Genomic DNA, 16464 nt, shown 5'->3' with positions numbered 1-16464 from the left:
GGAGTCGGGGGCCACATCGCCCTCGGCTTCGTCTTGCATGCTCCGGGCCTCTGGCCTTGGAGTAGGGCCTGGCTCTACGGCTTGATTAGCGGGCTGGTTGTCTATGGTCTGGTTCAAGGAGCACGAGGGGTTTGGAAGTTGCTCAGGTCCTCTCCGAAGATTCCACCGAAGAGCGGCTCCACCGATTCATGGTGAGCTGGCACATGTGACGGGGCCCGGTTCTCGCCATTGACCGTCACGCGGCCCACCGCGTACAATTCCTCCATGCAAGGACCTCCGCGTAAACCAACCATCTCTGGCTGGCCGCCAGGCGTAACCCCTAAGATGCCTCGGTCCAGGCCTGGCGCGCCCGAACAGGCAGACCAGTTCAAATCTCTCAACGCCTCCCTGCTCTATTGCCCGCAATGTCGAGTAGCGACTCCGACACGAGAGCGATTGCTCCTTGTGCTTCCGACTGGCAATCTCTACGAATATCGCTGCCAACATTGTGGAACCTCAACCGGTTCCAAGACCGGCAATTAATAAGCGATTGTGCCGGCCGTCGCTGAGCGACGTCGAGAGGATTGCCCATGATTACGCATGGGAAAAATCAGTAGAGGCCCGGTGTGAATGGCGTCTGTGCGGAAGGATCTGCGGGGAAGTCGGCCTGTCAGCTAAGCCTGCAGGGGAATGCCTTCTTCGATGAGCATGACGGGGATGTTTTCGCGAATGGGGTAGAGCATCGTGCGGTCGCTTCGGATCAACCCCCCATCGAGGGGTTCCGTGACCGGCTTGTTGGCTTTATTTTTCAATTGTCCGCGGCTCACTGCTTCATTCAGCGTAGCAATCAAGGCTGCGTCGGCCAAGCTCACGTCCTGCTTGGTATCCGGGCAACAGAGAATGGCCAGGAGATCCTTGTCGATAGTGATCGGACGATGTGCTTCCGCGTGTTCTGCCATAATGCCCCCTCGTGAGCTGGACCGCCAAGACCCGTATAGGATAGATCGCCGATCTCACTGAGATCAAGCCCCTCGATCCCCTCTATTTCGTTTCTGGTTTCTGCTACACTGCCAGTCTCGCCTGATCGTGGAGAAGGAAACAAGCGGCGATGGCAAAGAGTCTGTGGAAATATTCTGTGGCAGGCCTGCTGCTACTCGTGCCGGCCTGGGCGACATTTTTGATCCTGTTTACGCTGCTTCACGCGCTGAACGAGTTGCTCGTCGAGCTTCCCTGGACCATTGAGGCGCGGCAGATTCCCGGGCTCAGTCTCATTCTGTTTTTCATCCTCGTTCTTGCCATCGGCGCCATCGCCACTCATGTAATCGGGCGGCGCATCATCATCCAGACAGAACGATGGATCGAACAGATTCCCCTGGTCCGTAGCGTCTACATGACCCTCAAGGGGATGACCGATCTGTTGAGCTTCCGTTCCCGTTTCGGGCGCAGCACCGTGGTGGCCTTTCCATTTCCTCGCGACGGTCTCTGGGCGATCGGATTTATCATGGGGATCGCCCCTCCATCATTGCAAGTCGCACCGGGAGCAAGTCTGCTCATGGTGTTCGTGCCCACGGCCATCCATCCCTTTACCGGCTTCCTTGCGTTTATTCCACAGTCGCAGGTTCGCCCGATCAATCTGCCGGCGGAAGAGGCCATGAAGATGGAATTTACCGCCGGCCTGTACAAGCCGGCAGCCGGATGGTTGCAAGCTCCAAAGGTCACAGCCTGACTGTCATGTCGATACTCGAACACCTCACGGTCCGACTCGCCAGGCCGGACGATGCAGCTACCATCGCCTCATTCAGCGCAGCCATGGCGCTGGAAACGGAAAATCGCCGCCTCGATCTCGACCGCCTCCAGGCCGGAACTGCCGCCCTCCTGGACTCTCCCGAGCGCGGCTTCTTTATGGTCGCCGAACTGGAGCAGGCAGGCCGGCGATTGCTGCTGGGGCAGTTGATGATCACCTATGAATGGAGTGATTGGCGTAACGGCGTCTTTTGGTGGATTCAGAGCGTATATGTGGACCAAGCCTGGCGTCGCCAGAGCGTTTTTCTCCGGATGCATGAAACGGTGATGACCCGCGCCAAGACCAGTTCGAACGTCTGTGGGGTCCGCCTCTACGTCGAAGAGAGTAACAGTACGGCGCAGGCCGTGTACCGTCGAGTGGGACTTGCGCCGTCATCCTATGCCATCTTTGAAACAGATTTTATTCTGGGTTGCCAGAAGAGCTTAGAGGATCGCCCGAACGAAGCCTAGATGAACGTACGCGCCATATTGCGAATTGCCGGAAGTCTATGTGCCAGCTATAATCGCTCCCATGACTTCTCCTTCTGATTCAGATTCCCCCAAAGCAGACGCACGATCCTCTGCCTATCTTCCTGCCGATCGCGATATAGAGTTTCTCCAGCGGGATGAGCTGCGTTCGGTCCGTGTCGGGCTTGAGCTTCTCAAGCCCGAGCTGATCCAGCGCGAGCATGGCATCCGCTCGACCATAGTTGTATTCGGGAGCGCCAGGCTGCAAGAACCGGCAGTCGCCAGAGAAACTCTGAGGCTGAAGGAGGCTGAAGCGGCTAAATCCCCCTCGGACCCTCTCTGCCGACAAAGCGTAGCCATAGCCAAACGGCAGCTCGACCTGTCCAAATATTATGACGTCGCACGTGAGTTCAGCCGCCTCGTCTCCTCCACCTGTCAAACCGACGGGCAATGTGATTATGTCGTGGTGACCGGCGGTGGTGGCGGCATTATGGAAGCGGCGAATCGCGGGGCTGCCGACGTGCAGGCCAAATCCATTGGCCTCAACATCACCTTGCCCCATGAACAGCATCCCAATCCCTACATCACTCCTGAACTCTGCTTCCAGTTTCGCTATTTTGCTATCCGCAAGATGCATTTCCTGATCAGGGCCAAGGCGCTGGTGGCCTTCCCCGGAGGATTCGGCACCCTCGACGAACTCTTTGAAACGTTGACGCTGGCTCAGACAGGCAAGGCCCAGCACGTGGTCATCGTTCTTGTTGGACGGGCTTTTTGGGAGCGGCTGATCAACTGGAAGATGCTCATCGAGGAGGGGTTGATCGAGGAAGAGGAGCTACGGCTCTTTCACTATGCGGAAACGGCAGAGGAAGCCTGGACCTTGATCGGGCGTCACCATGGAGTGCCTCCGTTATGAAGCTCTCCTTCCATGGCGCAGCACGGTCTGTGACCGGCAGCCGCCACATGGTCGAACTGCCTGGATGCAAGCTGTTGCTGGACTGCGGACTCTTTCAAGGGCGGCGCGAAGAGGCGCTTCGCCAGAATCAGGATTTGGGCTTCGATCCCCATTCGATCAACGCGGTCTTACTGTCCCATGCCCATGTCGACCATTCCGGCGCGTTACCGATGCTCCAGAAACATGGCTTCTCCGGGAAGGTGCACCTCACCAGAGCCACTGCCGATTTGACGGAGCTCATGCTGGAAGATTCGGCTCATGTCCAGGTCAGCGACTGTAGCTACGTCAATAAGAAGGAGCAGCGGAAGGGAAAGGCCTGTGTTCGCCCTTTCTATAATATCGACGACGTCCGCAAAGTGGTCCGACGATTCGAGGGCACGAGATACGGAGACCTGCTCAAGGTTTCCCCACGCGTGACCGCGTCTTTTCACGATGCAGGCCATATCCTGGGGTCTGCGACTATCCGGGTGAAATATACGGCGCGCGGCAATACGACCACGCTACTTTTTAGCGGAGACCTTGGCCGCTCCAACATGCCGATCCTCCGAGACCCTGAGCCGCCGCAACCCTGCGATGTGTTGATCCTGGAGTCGACCTATGGCGATCGTCTGCACGAAGCTGATCGGGCGGTTATGAAACAGCAGGCTCTGGATCTCCTCACCCATGTCAAGACTCACAAGAGCAAGATTATTGTTCCGGCCTTCGCCGTCGGCAGGACGCAGGAATTGGTGATGCGGATCAAGGAACTCGTCGGCGAAGGTCGCCTCGATCCCATTCCAATCTATATCGATTCCCCTCTGGCCTCTCGGGCCACGGAAGTCTTTCGCCGCCATCCGGAATGTTACGATGAAGAAACGACTAAAACCTTTACGGCGTCCGGCGACCTCTTCGCCTCGCGCTATATCCATTTTGTCTCGTCGCCGGAAGAGAGTATGCGCCTGAACAGCATGAAGGGCCCCTGCGTCATCATTTCCGCCTCCGGCATGTGCGAAGGCGGCCGCGTCGTGCACCATCTCAAACATGCGATTCAAGATGAAGCGAACGTGATTGTGTTCGTGGGCTTTCAAGCCGAGCACACGCTCGGGCGCAAACTCGTCGAAGGATGGGATGTCGTGCCGATTTTCGGTGTGCCCACCAGGCGGCGGGCGAAGATCGTGACCTTCAACGGGCTCTCCGCTCATGCGGACCGCCAGGATCTCTTGTCCTATGTGCGGGCCATTACTCCGACGCCCAGTAAGATTTTCCTCGTCCATGGTGAAGAGAAGCAGGCGCTGTCGCTGGCCGCAGCCATTCAGGCGGAACATTCCCAGGTCGAGGTCACGGTCCCCCACTTTGGATCAAGCCATGAGATCTAATCACATCGTTCGCCTGACAGCGTCGCTGCTGAGTCTCGTTATCTGGGTTTGTGTCGCTCCGCTCTGGCCCGCTCAATCCAGCGAGCCGGAAGAGCCCCGTTTGCGGGCTCGCGCCCTTGGCATCGTCGTCGGTTCCTATGCGCCGGGACCGTTCAATGCGATTACCGATGTAGCTGGTGTGACCGTGGGCCAGACTACCCTCATCTCCGGCGATGGGCCCCTCAAGCCGGGGCAGGGCCCTGTGCGAACCGGCGTGACGGTCGTGATCCCTCGCGCAGACATCTGGCACAAGAAAGTGTCGGCCGGCTCGTTCGTCCTCAATGGGACCGGCGAGATGACCGGCCTTGCCTGGGTCGCCGAATCAGGATTCCTGGAATATCCGATCGCCCTCACCAATACGTTGAACGTGCCGCGAGTCGCCAACGGGGTCATGAACTGGATGATTGCACGGTACCCGGAGGTCGGCATTACCGACGATACCCTGACGCCGGTGGTTGCCGAATGCGACGATGGGCGGCTTAACGATATTCAGGGTCGGCATGTGTCCGAGGCGGATGTGGTGAAGGCGCTTAACGGCGCGTCTTCCGGATTTGTGCAGGAAGGATCGGTCGGAGCAGGAACAGGGATGGTGTCCTATGGATTCAAAGGCGGCATCGGGACCTCCTCGCGGCGATTGCCGGAAGATGAAGGAGGCTATACGGTCGGTGTGCTCGTCAATGCGAACCATGGACGCAGGCCTGAGCTCGTCGTGGGCGGAGCGCCGGTCGGTCGGCTCTATGAGGCCGTGCCTCCCGTCGCGCAGGCTCTGTCGCCGGGGCAAAGCGAAGGGTCGATCATCGTCATCATCGCGACTGACGCCCCTCTCGACAGTCGGCAGCTCACGAGGCTGGCGAAGCGAGCGGCGCTGGGACTGGCGCGAACCGGATCGACCGCCAGACACGGCAGTGGCGACTTCATGCTGGCTTTCTCCACCGCGAACGTTATCCCCCATTATCCGAAAGATCGAACCTACCCCTTGATCCAGTTGGCGGATACCCATATCAACCCGCTCATTACCGCGACAGTCGAAGCAACTGAGGAGGCGATTCTCAATGCGCTGACGACGGCCACCACTGTCGTGGGACGAGACGGCCGTCGCGTCGAGGCCATCTCCCTCGCCCGGCTCCGCGCCATCCTCGATCGTCAGGTTAAATAGCCGCGGCTGTTCAGTTTTCTCGCACGGTCAGCTGGTTCTCTCGCTTGCATTTCCCTCTCCCGCCTCGCTATCCTTTCGAAGATCTTTTGCGCCTGGAGGATTGAGATGAGCGAATATCAGCTCGGCGGCGGCTTACGTCTCTTAACCGCGATAGAGAAAACCGAGGCCTTTGGCGAGTTCCTGAAAGCCCGCATGGTTCAAGCCTTGGAGTCGGAAGACCCAGCAGAATTGCACTATCTCCTGGCTCAACTCGATGACTACCATTCCTATCTGTGGCGTTACTATAACAAGCTGGCGAAGGACCGGCCGGAACGAATGGACCCAGGCGTATAGCATCCTGCTCATTTACTGGCAACTGCGGGAAGAAACATTCGCACCATGATGATTCCGTCTACCGTCACGACCACGTCGTCCACGTTTCAATTTGCGACAGCCCTTTCACGCAAGACCGATACGGAGGCTGCCGTTCGCGATCTTGCTGATGCGATTCGGATGCAATTCGGCACAGCTTCTATCGATCTGGCTTGCGTCTTTTTCTCCGCCCACCATGCTGAGAAAGCCTCGATGATTTCGACCATGCTGCAGAGCGAACTGCGGGCGAAGGTCTGCCTGGGCTGTTCAGGCGAGGGCGTGATTGCCGGTTCAGAAGAGATTGAAACCGCGGCAGCTTTAACTGTGTGGGTTGCCTGCCTTCCCCATGTCAAATTGGCTCCGCTCCGGCTTTCCGTCTCTCAGTTGCAGGATCAAATCCTCATGCCGGGATGGCCTGAGCCAGGACTTGAGGATTCGACGTTTCTCCTCCTTGCCGACCCCTTCTCGACTCCGACGCAGGAAGTCCTGGCCCTCATGAACGACCGGTACCCCCAGGGCAAAGTCGTCGGTGGCCTCGCCGGGGGAGGTCAGGATTCAGGAGAGAATCGACTCCTCCTCAACGATCAGGTCTTTGACGGGGGCCTGGTGGGGGTGCAACTCACAGGACCGATTGCGGTGCGAACTGTGACCTCGCAAGGTTGCCGCCCGATCGGTGAACGGTTTGTTGTGACCAGGGCGGAGGGAAATCTCATCTATGAACTGGGCGGGGTCTCCGCCTTGAAACGGCTCCAGGACGTGTTCGAATCCCTGGGCGGGCCCCAGCGCCGCGATGCCCACCGCGCATTGCACTTGGGGATCGTGATCGACGAACACCGGAGTCATTTTGAGCGGGGTGATTTCCTCGTTCGGAACCTTATTGGAGCAGATCAACAGGCCGGGGCCGTCGCGGTCGGAGAGGTCGTGCAGGAGGGCCAGACCGTGCAATTCCACCTTCGCGATGCGAAGTCTGCGAGCGATGACTTGCACTTTCTTCTGGCCACGGATCGCACGAAACACCAAAGCCCTCCGCTCGGAGCTCTGCTGTTCAGCTGTTGCGGGCGCGGCGAGGGACTCTTCGGCCGCCCCCATCACGATAGCGGGGTCGTGCAAGAACGGCTTGGCCCTATCCCGACGGCGGGGTTCTTTGCCCAAGGCGAGATTGGCCCGGTCGGAGGGCGCAACTTCCTGCATGGCTACACGGCGAGTGTGGTGATTTTCGCCGAGCCTGAGCCCCGCAAGGACCATCCGTGAGCGTCATTCAATAAGCGCTCGAACGGAATTGCCTGCCTGGAAGCTGGCAGAAGATTCTGCGAGACGAAATTTTTATTCTCTGGTCATTCAGCATTGTGGCAAGGTGACCGACGATCAAAAAAGGAGCAGTCATGCCGTTTGAAGACGCAGGGGCCGAAGGGAAGGAAGTCACGACGTCATCGGGGTTGCAATATATTGAGCTCACGGTCGGCACAGGCGCGACGGCAGAGGCGGGGCAGACCGTCATCGTGCATTACACTGGCTGGCTGGAAAATGGAAAGAAGTTCGACAGCTCCGTGGACCGGGGCCAGCCGTTCTCTTTTCCTCTGGGTGCCGGGCAAGTCATCAAGGGATGGGATGAGGGCGTCAAGGGCATGAAGGTGGGTGGAAAGCGAAAGCTGACCATTCCCTCCAAGCTCGGCTATGGCGCGCAGGGAGCGGGCGGCGGCCTGATTCCTCCCCACGCGACGTTGATTTTCGACGTCGAGCTGCTGGGCTTGTGAGCCACCCCATGCAACGTACTCCACTGATCACGCACCACCAAGCCTGTGGCGGCAAACTCGTTGATTTTGCCGGATGGGAAATGCCCATTCAATACAGCGGTGTCTTGGACGAGTACCATACAGTCCGTTCTCAGGTCGGCCTCTTTGATGTGAGCCATATGGGACGGCTGTGGGTCTCCGGATCTGGCGCGGTTCCGTTTCTTCAGCGAGTCACGACCAACGATGTCGGAAAGCTCGCCGTCTCTCAGGCCCATTACTCCATGGTCTGTAACGAGAACGGCGGCATCAAGGACGACATCTTTATCTATCGGATCGCGTCGGACGAGTTTCTCCTGTGCGTGAATGCGTCGAACCGCGAGAAGATCCTGTCCTGGCTGCAAGCCCAGCTCGCGCAGGACAAGACGGTTCTCCTCGAAGACCGGTCGGTCGAAATGGCCCAGGTAGCCGTGCAGGGCCCTAAATCACGCGAGCTCCTCATGAGCCTCGGCGGCACATCTCTCGAAGGACTCAAGCTTCACCATGCCTGCGAGGGCACGATTGGAGGCCTCCCCTGTTTGTTGGCTAGAACCGGCTATACCGGTGAATTGGGCTATGAGATTTATATCGACGCAGATAAGGTCGGTCGTCTCTGGGATCTGCTCATCGACAAGGGCCAGGCCTGGGGACTCAAGCCGGCCGGGCTCGGGGCGAGGGATTTGCTCCGTTTGGAAATGGGCTATCTGCTCTATGGTAACGACATGGGCGAAGAGACGACGCCACTTGAAGCGAACGCGGACTGGACCGTCAGTTTCCAGAAGGGCTCGTTCATTGGCAGCCAGGCGCTGTTGGCGCAGAAACAGGCAGGAGTGGCTCGTCGGTTCGTGGCCTTTGAACTTGTCGAGAAAGCCGTGCCGCGCCATGGGTTCAGAATTCTCGACCCCGCAACCTCTCAACCTATCGGCGACGTTACCAGCGGCAATCTCTCTCCGCTCCTCCAGAAGGGGATCGGATTGGGCTATGTGCCGGCACGTTATGCGGAGCCAGGTTCTTCCATCCTGATCGAAATCCGCAGTAAGAGCGTCCTTGCCACCGTCGTCAAGCCGCCGTTTTACAGGAAACGCAAGGCCTAGCCCGTGCAAAGCAAACGCATCTATACCGGTATGATTGTGAACGTGAACGTCGATACTGTCACGTTGCCCAACGGCCTCACGGTCGACTTGGAGGTGGTGCGCCATCCGGGAGCGGCTGCGGTGGTGCCGATGAAAGACGATGGCACGGTTGTCTTGATCAGGCAATTCCGCCATGCGGCGGCAGGGTTTATTTACGAAATTCCTGCGGGGAAGCTGCATCCCGGCGAAGATCCCATCGCCTGCGCAGCGCGCGAACTGGAGGAGGAAATCGGGTACAAGGCAGGCAAGCTTGAGCTCCTCTCCAGTATCTTTACCGCGCCCGGCTTTACCGACGAAGTGATCCATATCTATCTGGCAACCGGCCTGACGGTGGGGCGGCAACAGCTGGATCACGACGAGGTCCTTGAAGTAATCGAGCTACCATTATTGGAAGCGATGAAGATGATCGAGACCGGAGCGATCAGGGATGCGAAGTCGATCGTGGGATTGCAGACAGTCTATCTTAGGAGCAGGAGTCGGTAGCAAGAACGCACAAGGGGCCTCCCGCTCGAAGCAGGAGACCCCTTAGCTGGCTAGATTCGCCGAAGAAAATGGACTACTTGCCCTTCTCGTCTTTCTTCTTCTCATCCTTCTTGTCGCCGAACGTGTCGGCGTGGCCGCCCTTCTTCTCGTCCTTCTTCTCTTTCTTCTCTTCGCCGTACACGAGGACGTGGCCGCCCTTCTTCTCGTCCTTCTTCTCCGCCTTCTTCTCTTCGGCCGCGAAGGAAGGAGCGCTGAACGTCACTGCCACTGCCACTGCCATGATCGCCATCAAGATGCTCTTCATAGTATGTAACCCCTTTTTAGTGGTTGGACTTTGTGCCATTCCTCGGCACTTACTGATGTACTCAGCAAGCTTGGTGCCGGGCTACGCACATCTTATAAAGATAAATAATATCAACTAGTTATGAGCATTATCCGGCATGTTACCGAAGGGCCTTGCCCTCGATTTTCTGTGGCAGAATGGCTAAGAGTTAGCTAAAGCGCCTCAAAGGCCGGAAGCCTGTCGATCATGAAACATTCAGCAACTCGTACGACGGGGGCGATGGTGAGAGGTCCTGCGAAGAGGGCTCTAAAGGCTCTTGTGGCGAAGGGGCTCCAGGATCATATTCGCCCCGGCCTGCTGGTGCTCTTCGTCGGGATCAATCCAGGTCTTCGCTCAGCGGCCATTGGCCATCACTTTGCCGGCCACTCCAACCGTTTCTGGAAACTCCTATTCGAGTCACAACTCGTCTCTGAGCCACTCACCTACCAAGACGATTGGCGCCTGCCCGATTGGGGCCTTGGCCTGACGAACATCGTTCAGCGGCCCAGCGCGGGGATCGATGTACTGAAGCCGAGCGAATATGTAGCAGGACGGAAGAGGCTTGCAGCTAGCGTTCAACGGCATCAGCCTCATGTGGTGGCCTTGTTGGGTGTCACGATCTATCGCAGGTTATTTCCGGAGCACAAGACCGGAGGGATCAGCCTGGGATTGCAGGATAAGGTTTTGGCCGGTCGACCAGTCTTTGTCCTGCCGAATCCCAGCGGCAGAAATGCGCATTATTCCTATTGCGCGATGCTCGCGTCATTCCAGGCGCTCAAATGTCTTGAGCTGGATTAATTTGCAGAACGTGAGCTGGTCGATTCACAGACGCGCCTCAATCGTGCTATCTTCAGGCTCGTGAACTGCCAGGACCACTATTAGGGAGATCGAGACAATGAGCCTACTGACAGGCAAAACAGGACTGATCATCGGGGTTGCCAACAAGCACAGCATCGCTTGGGCCATTGCCCAATCTGCGGCAGGCCAGGGCGCCAAACTGTTTTTCAACTATCAGGGTGAGCGGCTCAGGGAAAACGTCGAAGAATTGATCGTCACCATGCCTGGCGCAAAAGCTTTCCCTTGTGACGTGGGAGATGATGCGCAAATCGCAGCCTTGATGCAGAGCGTGGGGAAGGAAACCCCGAAGATCGACTTCCTTGTCCATTCGGTCGCCTTTGCCCCTCGCGAAGAACTCACGGGCCAGTTCGTCAATACGACGAGGCAGGGATTCGCCACGGCACTCGATGTCAGCGCCTATTCGCTCGTCGCCGTCACCAAAGCCGCCTTGCCCTTGATGACCGACGGAGGTTCCATCGTCACCCTCACCTACCTGGGCGCGGAACGGGTGGTGCCCCACTACAATGTGATGGGAGTCGCCAAGGCCGCCCTCGAAGCCACCGTCCGTTATCTGGCCAACGACCTCGGCCCGAAGAACATCCGGGTGAATGCCATCTCCGCCGGCCCGATCAAGACCCTGGCAGCCCGCGGCGTTTCCGGGATCAGCAAGATGGTGGACCACCATCGTGAGTTTGCGCCTCTTCGCCGCGCCACAGAACAGGGCGAAGTCGGCGACACGGCCCTGTTCCTGGTGAGCTCGCTGGGACGTGGGATTACCGGAGAAGTGATCTACGTGGACGGGGGCTATCATATTCTGGGATCACTGGCGTCCGCCGAGTGATTCGTTAGACGTCAATCGTCATCCGTCAATCGCAGAAAGGCAACAGTCCGGCAAATCCTGGCTTCCTTCTCGTTTGACGAATGACGTGTGACGTCTCTTTTTACTCGACCGTCCGCCTGAGGGTTTTTAATTTCCCTCTCTTCGTCTTACTCTCCAGCCTCCGCTGCTTCGAACCCTTCGTCGGTTTCGTGGCCCTGCGTTTCTTGCGCGGGATCGCCACGCTCTGAATAAGCTCGCATAGCCGCGTGAGCGCATCCTCCCGGTTCTGTTCCTGGCTCCGATGTTGCTGCGCTTTGATCGTAATCACTCCATCAGCTGAAATCCGATTGTCTCTGAGCTTCAGCAGCTCTTCCTTGTAGAAGGGAGGCAAGGAGGAGGCGGCAATATCGAATTGCAAATGGATCGCAGACGAGACTTTGTTCACGTTCTGCCCGCCGGCGCCCTGTGACCGCATCGCATGGATGTCGATCTCGGAATCAGGGATGATGACGTGTGAGGAGATGTGCAGCATTCTTTGTTTAATCGAGAGATGTCAGTCTGTAGTCAGTAGCGCGTGACGTATTCTTACCATGCAGAAGCAGTTTGGAGCTAACTCCGACTGTGCCGGATGGATGCACCTCCGCTAGGCCCGCAGTTTCAGAATCTCTTGAAGCGCCCGTTCGATGTCCTCCGAGGAGGTGAGGAGGCTTGGGGCCAACCTCGCATATTGTGTGGCGTAGGGGGTGACGCTCCCGATGATCTTCTTCTGCTTGAGCCGCTCGATCACTTGGCGCGGCATCATCCCTGCCACGTCGAAACAGACGATCCCCGCCGACAAATCCTGCGACATCGGCGTGTGCAGCGTGATGTGTGGCATCTTCGCCAAGCCCTGTTTCATCTGCTGATTCAGCTCGTAGATCCGTTGGGTTACGCGGACCTTGCCGATCGCCTGATGGAACTTGAAGGCTTCGTCGAGCGCCCACCGGTGTTCGAAGGAATGGAACCCGCCAGGAGTCATGTAGGAGGACTTCGGCAACTCCTTTGGTGGGATGAGCTCCATCCAGATATCGTAGGCTTGGCTGTTGAAGGTGGGGATGATGGGGTTGGCGATAGGCCAGGCCCTCTGATGCCCCCACACCAGGCCGGTCCCTCGCGGACCGAATAGCCATTTGTGCGTTCCTGCAATCAGGAAATCGCAGCCTACATCGGAGAGCTTGAAGTTTTCGATGCCCAGCGCATGGACCCCATCCACGCAGAAGATCACTCGATCCTGCTCCGCGCGTGAATTGTTCAATTCGTGAATGGTCTGAGCCATCTCCTGGATCGGCAGCTTCAGGCCTGTGCTCGAATGGACCCAGGTGACCGCGACGACTCTGGTGTTGGGTTTGATGTTCGCGATCAGGTTGTCGAGTAGTTCCTGGCGTGACACATTCTTGAGGGAATGGTAGAGGGGAATCTGGCGCACCTTGGCGCCGGTCCGTTCTGCGCGAAGCTTTAAGGATATTTCGGTCGAATAATGATCATGCAGGGTCGTGAGGATTTCCTGGCCTTTGCGCAGAGTAAGGCCTCCATAGAGGAGCCCCAGCCCCATCGTGGTGCTGTCAGTCAGGGCAATTTCCGTCGGATCGACCCCCAGATAGTCGGCCGCGGCCCGCAGTACCGTTGCCTCCTGTTGTTCTTCATGCTCGAACCAATAGCCGATGGGGTCGGCATCCAGTCCGCGCCTATGCCGCTCGATGGCTGCTCTGACCGGAGCTGGGTGGGATGCAAGAAAGAACCCGGCCAGCTGGATGAAATCGCGGGAGAGTTGAAACTGTTCACGCACTGCCTGCCAGTTATCGAGCTTCAGCGGCGGTGAGTCAGCAAAGGCTTTGGAAAGAGGAACCTCAGCGGCCAGCAACGATGCGCCGATGGCCAGTCCGCTCCGGATGAGAAAGTCGCGCCGGTCGATCGCACCCATGGCAACCTCCTTCCTGGAAGAAGAACGCTCAGGCAGGCTTCACTTTACTGCGATGAGCGGATGGCGGCAAGCGGGGTTCTGCCGCAGGGGCCTAGGAATAGCTCTCTATCGGCGGGCACGTACAAACAAGATGCCGATCTCCATAGGCTTCGTCGATGCGGCTCACGCTGGGCCAGAATTTATGGTCGCGCACCCAGGGGGCTGGAAAGGCTGCCTCTTCACGGCTGTAGGGTCTGGTCCATTCGGATGCCGTGACCACCTGCGCCGTGTGTGGCGCATTCTTCAACAGATTGTTCGTGCGCGGCTGGCGGCCCTCGATGATGGCTTGTATCTCGGCATGAATCAAGATCAGCGCCTCGCAGAACCGGTCCAGTTCGGCTCTCGATTCGCTCTCCGTCGGTTCGATCATGAGGGTTCCTGCAACAGGGAAGGACACAGTCGGAGCATGGAACCCGTAATCCATCAATCGCTTCGCCACATCCATGGCTTCAACTCCCGCAGTCTCCTTGAATTGACGAAGATCGAGAATGAACTCGTGCGCCACGAACCCGGATGTGCCTCGATAGAGGATGGGGTAATATTTTTCCAGCCGCTTGGCCATGTAGTTGGCATTCAAGATTGCCACCTGCGTTGCCTTGGTCAATCCGTCCCGTCCCATCAGGGCGATGTAGACCCAGGAAATCGTCACGATGCTGGGGCTGCCATAGGGGGCCGCCGAGACTGGGCCGATGGAATCTTGTCCACCCAGGCGCGTGACCGGATGGCCGGGAAGGAATGGCGTCAGATGCCGTGCCACACCGATCGGTCCCATACCGGGACCGCCTCCGCCATGGGGAATGCAAAAGGTCTTGTGCAGATTCAGATGGCAGACATCCGCGCCGATGTCGCCCGGGCGGCAGAGCCCTACCTGGGCATTCATGTTAGCTCCGTCCATGTAGACTTGCCCGCCATGCGTATGGACGATCTGGCAGATGCGCCGCACGTCCGCTTCGAAGACTCCGTGAGTCGAGGGGTAGGTCAGCATGAGCGCCGAGAGGCGATCGCGGTGTTGCGCAGCCTTGGCTTCAAGGTCGGCTAAATTCACATTGCCCTGTTGATCGCAGGCGACCACCACCACCGTCATGCCTGCCATGGCAGCGCTGGCCGGATTCGTGCCGTGCGCAGAGACGGGAATCAAACAGACATCCCGATGCAGGTCACCGCGGCTTCGGTGGTAGGCCCGGATCACCATCAGGCCCGCATATTCGCCCTGAGAGCCGGCATTCGGTTGCAAAGATACGGAAGCGAATCCGGTGATCTCGGCCAGCCAGGCCTCCAGCTGACGGAACAGTTCCTGATAGCCCTTGGTTTGCTCCTGCGGCGCAAAGGGGTGGAGCCGCGAAAACTCCGGCCAGGTGACCGGCAGCATCTCGGAGGTCGCATTCAGCTTCATGGTGCAGGACCCCAGGGGGATCATCGAATGGACGAGCGACAGGTCCTTCGCCTCAAGGCGGTGGATGTACCGCAGCATCTCATGTTCTGAATGGTAGCGATTGAAGACCTCATGGGTCAGGTATGTGCTGGTGCGGGATAGGTTCGCCGGAAAACCGGTGGTGACGCTGTGGCTCAAGTTTTTTATCTGAAAGGGCAGATGATCGTGGCCGGCAAAGATTTCGAGCAGGCATTTGATTTCTTCTTCCGAGCTCACCTCGTCCAGCGCAATTCCGATGGAGTGGTCCTCGTGCGAACGAAGGTTGATGCAGGCTTTATTGGCCCTGGCCAAAATGAGATTGGCCTGCGCCTTCGTCAGACGGACCAGAATCGTATCGAAGTAGGCTTCCGTTGCGACCTCGAACCCGAGCTTCCGCAATCCTTCTGCCAGCACCACCGCCATGCCATGCACGCGCTCGGCAATCCGCCGTAAGCCTTCCGGTCCATGGTAGATCGCATACATGCTCGCCATGATGGCCAAGAGCACCTGGGCCGTGCAGATATTGCTCGTGGCCTTCTCACGCCGGATATGTTGCTCGCGCGTCTGGAGAGACAGGCGGCTGGCCGGCTTCCCCGTGGCATCCTTGGAGACGCCGACGATGCGTCCCGGCATCTGCCGTTTGAACGATTCAGCGGTCGAAAGAAAGGCAGCGTGGGGGCCTCCGAATCCGAGCGGAACGCCGAATCGCTGGGTGGACCCGATGGCGATGTCGGCCCCGAATTCTTCCGGTGAACGCAAGAGGGTCAAGGCTAATAGGTCAGTGGCCACCACCACAAGAACCCCGGCTGCATGGGCCTTCGTCACCAGTTCACTGTAATCCACGACAGAGCCGTCCGTGGCAGGATATTGGAGGAGGATGCCGGCTAACTGCGGATTGGAGAAGTCGAGAGTTTGCGTTTGCCCCACGTGCAGCGTCATGCCCAGCGGTTCCGCTCTCGTTTGCATCACCGCAATGGTCTGGGGATGGCAGTTGTGCGACACGAAAAACTCTTTCCGTTCGCTACCGGCTGAACGGGAAATGGCGAGACACATGGCCATCGCTTCCGCTGCTGCCGTGGCTTCATCCAGGAGCGAGGCGTTGGCGAGGGGCAAGCCGGTGAGGTCGGTCACCAGCGTTTGAAAATTCACGAGGGCTTCCAGGCGGCCCTGGGCAATCTCTGCCTGGTAGGGCGTGTATTGGGTGTACCAGGCGGGGTTTTCGAAAATGTTGCGTTGGATCACGCCGGGCGTGACGCAGTCGTAATAGCCCATGCCGAGTAATGATCGACTGAGGGTGTTTTGCGCGGCGATGGAGCGGATTTCTTGCAGCACGGCCTGTTCGCTGCGGTGGAGTGGCAGAGCCAGGTCCTTGTGCAACCGAATGTCGGATGGCACGGTCGCGACCGTCAAAGCTTCCAGCGACTGCAAGCCGAGCGTCCCCAGCATCTCGCCGACATCCGCGTCGGTGGGACCAAGATGGCGATGGATAAAGGTGTCGGTCGGGCTGAGGAAGTCCGGTGTAGCCATGGCGTTCGTCTTGTCCTTCGGATAGATGTCGTTGGTCGAGAACTCTCTCTCGACTGAGCCGTTTGCGGCCCGCAGAGTACC

18 protein-coding genes are annotated in these 16464 nt (G+C 58.3%); 12 read left to right on the top strand and 6 right to left on the bottom strand.

What is annotated here, in order from left to right; translation table 11 throughout:
• Positions 1-113: 113 nt before the first annotated feature.
• Entirely contained in the window at positions 114-266 is a 153-nt protein-coding gene (locus NT179_11180; protein ID MCX5722570.1) for a hypothetical protein, read from the bottom strand.
• A gap of 387 nt (positions 267-653) precedes the next feature.
• Entirely contained in the window at positions 654-938 is a 285-nt protein-coding gene (locus tag NT179_11175) for a hypothetical protein (GenBank protein MCX5722569.1), read from the bottom strand.
• A gap of 149 nt (positions 939-1087) precedes the next feature.
• On the opposite strand from NT179_11175, the gene NT179_11170 reads away from it, so the two are divergent.
• From NT179_11170 to NT179_11125, 10 genes are all read left to right on the top strand, one after another.
• Positions 1088-1705: a DUF502 domain-containing protein gene (locus tag NT179_11170; GenBank protein ID MCX5722568.1), complete on the top strand. Its 618-nt coding sequence runs from the start codon at positions 1088-1090 to the stop codon at positions 1703-1705.
• 5 nt (positions 1706-1710) lie between these two features.
• The gene (locus tag NT179_11165; GenBank protein MCX5722567.1) at positions 1711-2232 is read left to right on the top strand and encodes a GNAT family N-acetyltransferase; all 522 of its coding nucleotides are present in this window, start codon (positions 1711-1713) and stop codon (positions 2230-2232) included.
• Positions 2233-2293: 61 nt separating this feature from the next.
• The gene (locus NT179_11160) at positions 2294-3142 is read left to right on the top strand and encodes a TIGR00730 family Rossman fold protein (protein ID MCX5722566.1); all 849 of its coding nucleotides are present in this window, start codon (positions 2294-2296) and stop codon (positions 3140-3142) included.
• On the top strand, positions 3139-4536 hold the full coding sequence (locus NT179_11155; GenBank protein ID MCX5722565.1) for an MBL fold metallo-hydrolase: 1398 nt from the start codon (positions 3139-3141) through the stop codon (positions 4534-4536). Before NT179_11160 ends, NT179_11155 begins: the two co-directional genes overlap by 4 nt.
• Positions 4526-5731, top strand: coding sequence for a P1 family peptidase (locus NT179_11150; protein ID MCX5722564.1), 1206 nt, complete (start codon positions 4526-4528; stop codon positions 5729-5731). The genes NT179_11155 and NT179_11150 overlap by 11 nt, the downstream gene beginning before the upstream one ends.
• 105 nt (positions 5732-5836) lie before the next feature.
• Complete coding sequence (locus NT179_11145) at positions 5837-6064, top strand: hypothetical protein (protein ID MCX5722563.1); 228 nt, start codon at positions 5837-5839, stop codon at positions 6062-6064.
• A gap of 45 nt (positions 6065-6109) precedes the next feature.
• Positions 6110-7333, top strand: coding sequence for an FIST C-terminal domain-containing protein (locus NT179_11140; GenBank protein MCX5722562.1), 1224 nt, complete (start codon positions 6110-6112; stop codon positions 7331-7333).
• Positions 7334-7464: 131 nt separating this feature from the next.
• Entirely contained in the window at positions 7465-7836 is a 372-nt protein-coding gene (locus NT179_11135) for an FKBP-type peptidyl-prolyl cis-trans isomerase (protein ID MCX5722561.1), read from the top strand.
• 8 nt (positions 7837-7844) lie between these two features.
• On the top strand, positions 7845-8945 hold the full coding sequence (gcvT, locus tag NT179_11130) for a glycine cleavage system aminomethyltransferase GcvT (protein ID MCX5722560.1): 1101 nt from the start codon (positions 7845-7847) through the stop codon (positions 8943-8945).
• A gap of 3 nt (positions 8946-8948) precedes the next feature.
• On the top strand, positions 8949-9467 hold the full coding sequence (locus NT179_11125; GenBank protein MCX5722559.1) for an NUDIX hydrolase: 519 nt from the start codon (positions 8949-8951) through the stop codon (positions 9465-9467).
• Positions 9468-9540: 73 nt separating this feature from the next.
• On the opposite strand, the gene NT179_11120 is transcribed toward NT179_11125, so the two are convergent.
• Entirely contained in the window at positions 9541-9771 is a 231-nt protein-coding gene (locus NT179_11120) for a hypothetical protein (protein ID MCX5722558.1), read from the bottom strand.
• A gap of 225 nt (positions 9772-9996) precedes the next feature.
• On the opposite strand from NT179_11120, the gene NT179_11115 reads away from it, so the two are divergent.
• Positions 9997-10587 (top strand): mismatch-specific DNA-glycosylase, encoded by a 591-nt coding sequence (locus tag NT179_11115; GenBank protein MCX5722557.1) that lies wholly within the window; start codon positions 9997-9999, stop codon positions 10585-10587.
• 97 nt (positions 10588-10684) lie between these two features.
• Entirely contained in the window at positions 10685-11467 is a 783-nt protein-coding gene (locus NT179_11110) for an enoyl-ACP reductase (protein MCX5722556.1), read from the top strand.
• 100 nt (positions 11468-11567) lie between these two features.
• Here NT179_11110 and arfB read toward each other — a convergent pair whose 3' ends face one another.
• The 3 genes from arfB to gcvP all read right to left on the bottom strand — a co-directional run bounded on the left by arfB (position 11568) and on the right by gcvP (position 16383).
• On the bottom strand, positions 11568-11978 hold the full coding sequence (arfB, locus tag NT179_11105) for an alternative ribosome rescue aminoacyl-tRNA hydrolase ArfB (protein ID MCX5722555.1): 411 nt from the start codon (positions 11976-11978) through the stop codon (positions 11568-11570).
• Positions 11979-12089: 111 nt separating this feature from the next.
• Positions 12090-13397 (bottom strand): aminotransferase class V-fold PLP-dependent enzyme, encoded by a 1308-nt coding sequence (locus NT179_11100; protein ID MCX5722554.1) that lies wholly within the window; start codon positions 13395-13397, stop codon positions 12090-12092.
• 100 nt (positions 13398-13497) lie between these two features.
• On the bottom strand, positions 13498-16383 hold the full coding sequence (gene gcvP, locus NT179_11095; protein ID MCX5722553.1) for an aminomethyl-transferring glycine dehydrogenase: 2886 nt from the start codon (positions 16381-16383) through the stop codon (positions 13498-13500).
• Positions 16384-16464: the final 81 nt, after the last annotated feature.

The sequence above is a fragment of the Nitrospirota bacterium genome, assembly GCA_026387665.1.
Lineage (GTDB): Bacteria > Nitrospirota > Nitrospiria > Nitrospirales > Nitrospiraceae > Palsa-1315.
Note: the sequence above shows the minus strand (reverse complement) of the source record. Positions and strands in the feature narration are given on the sequence as shown.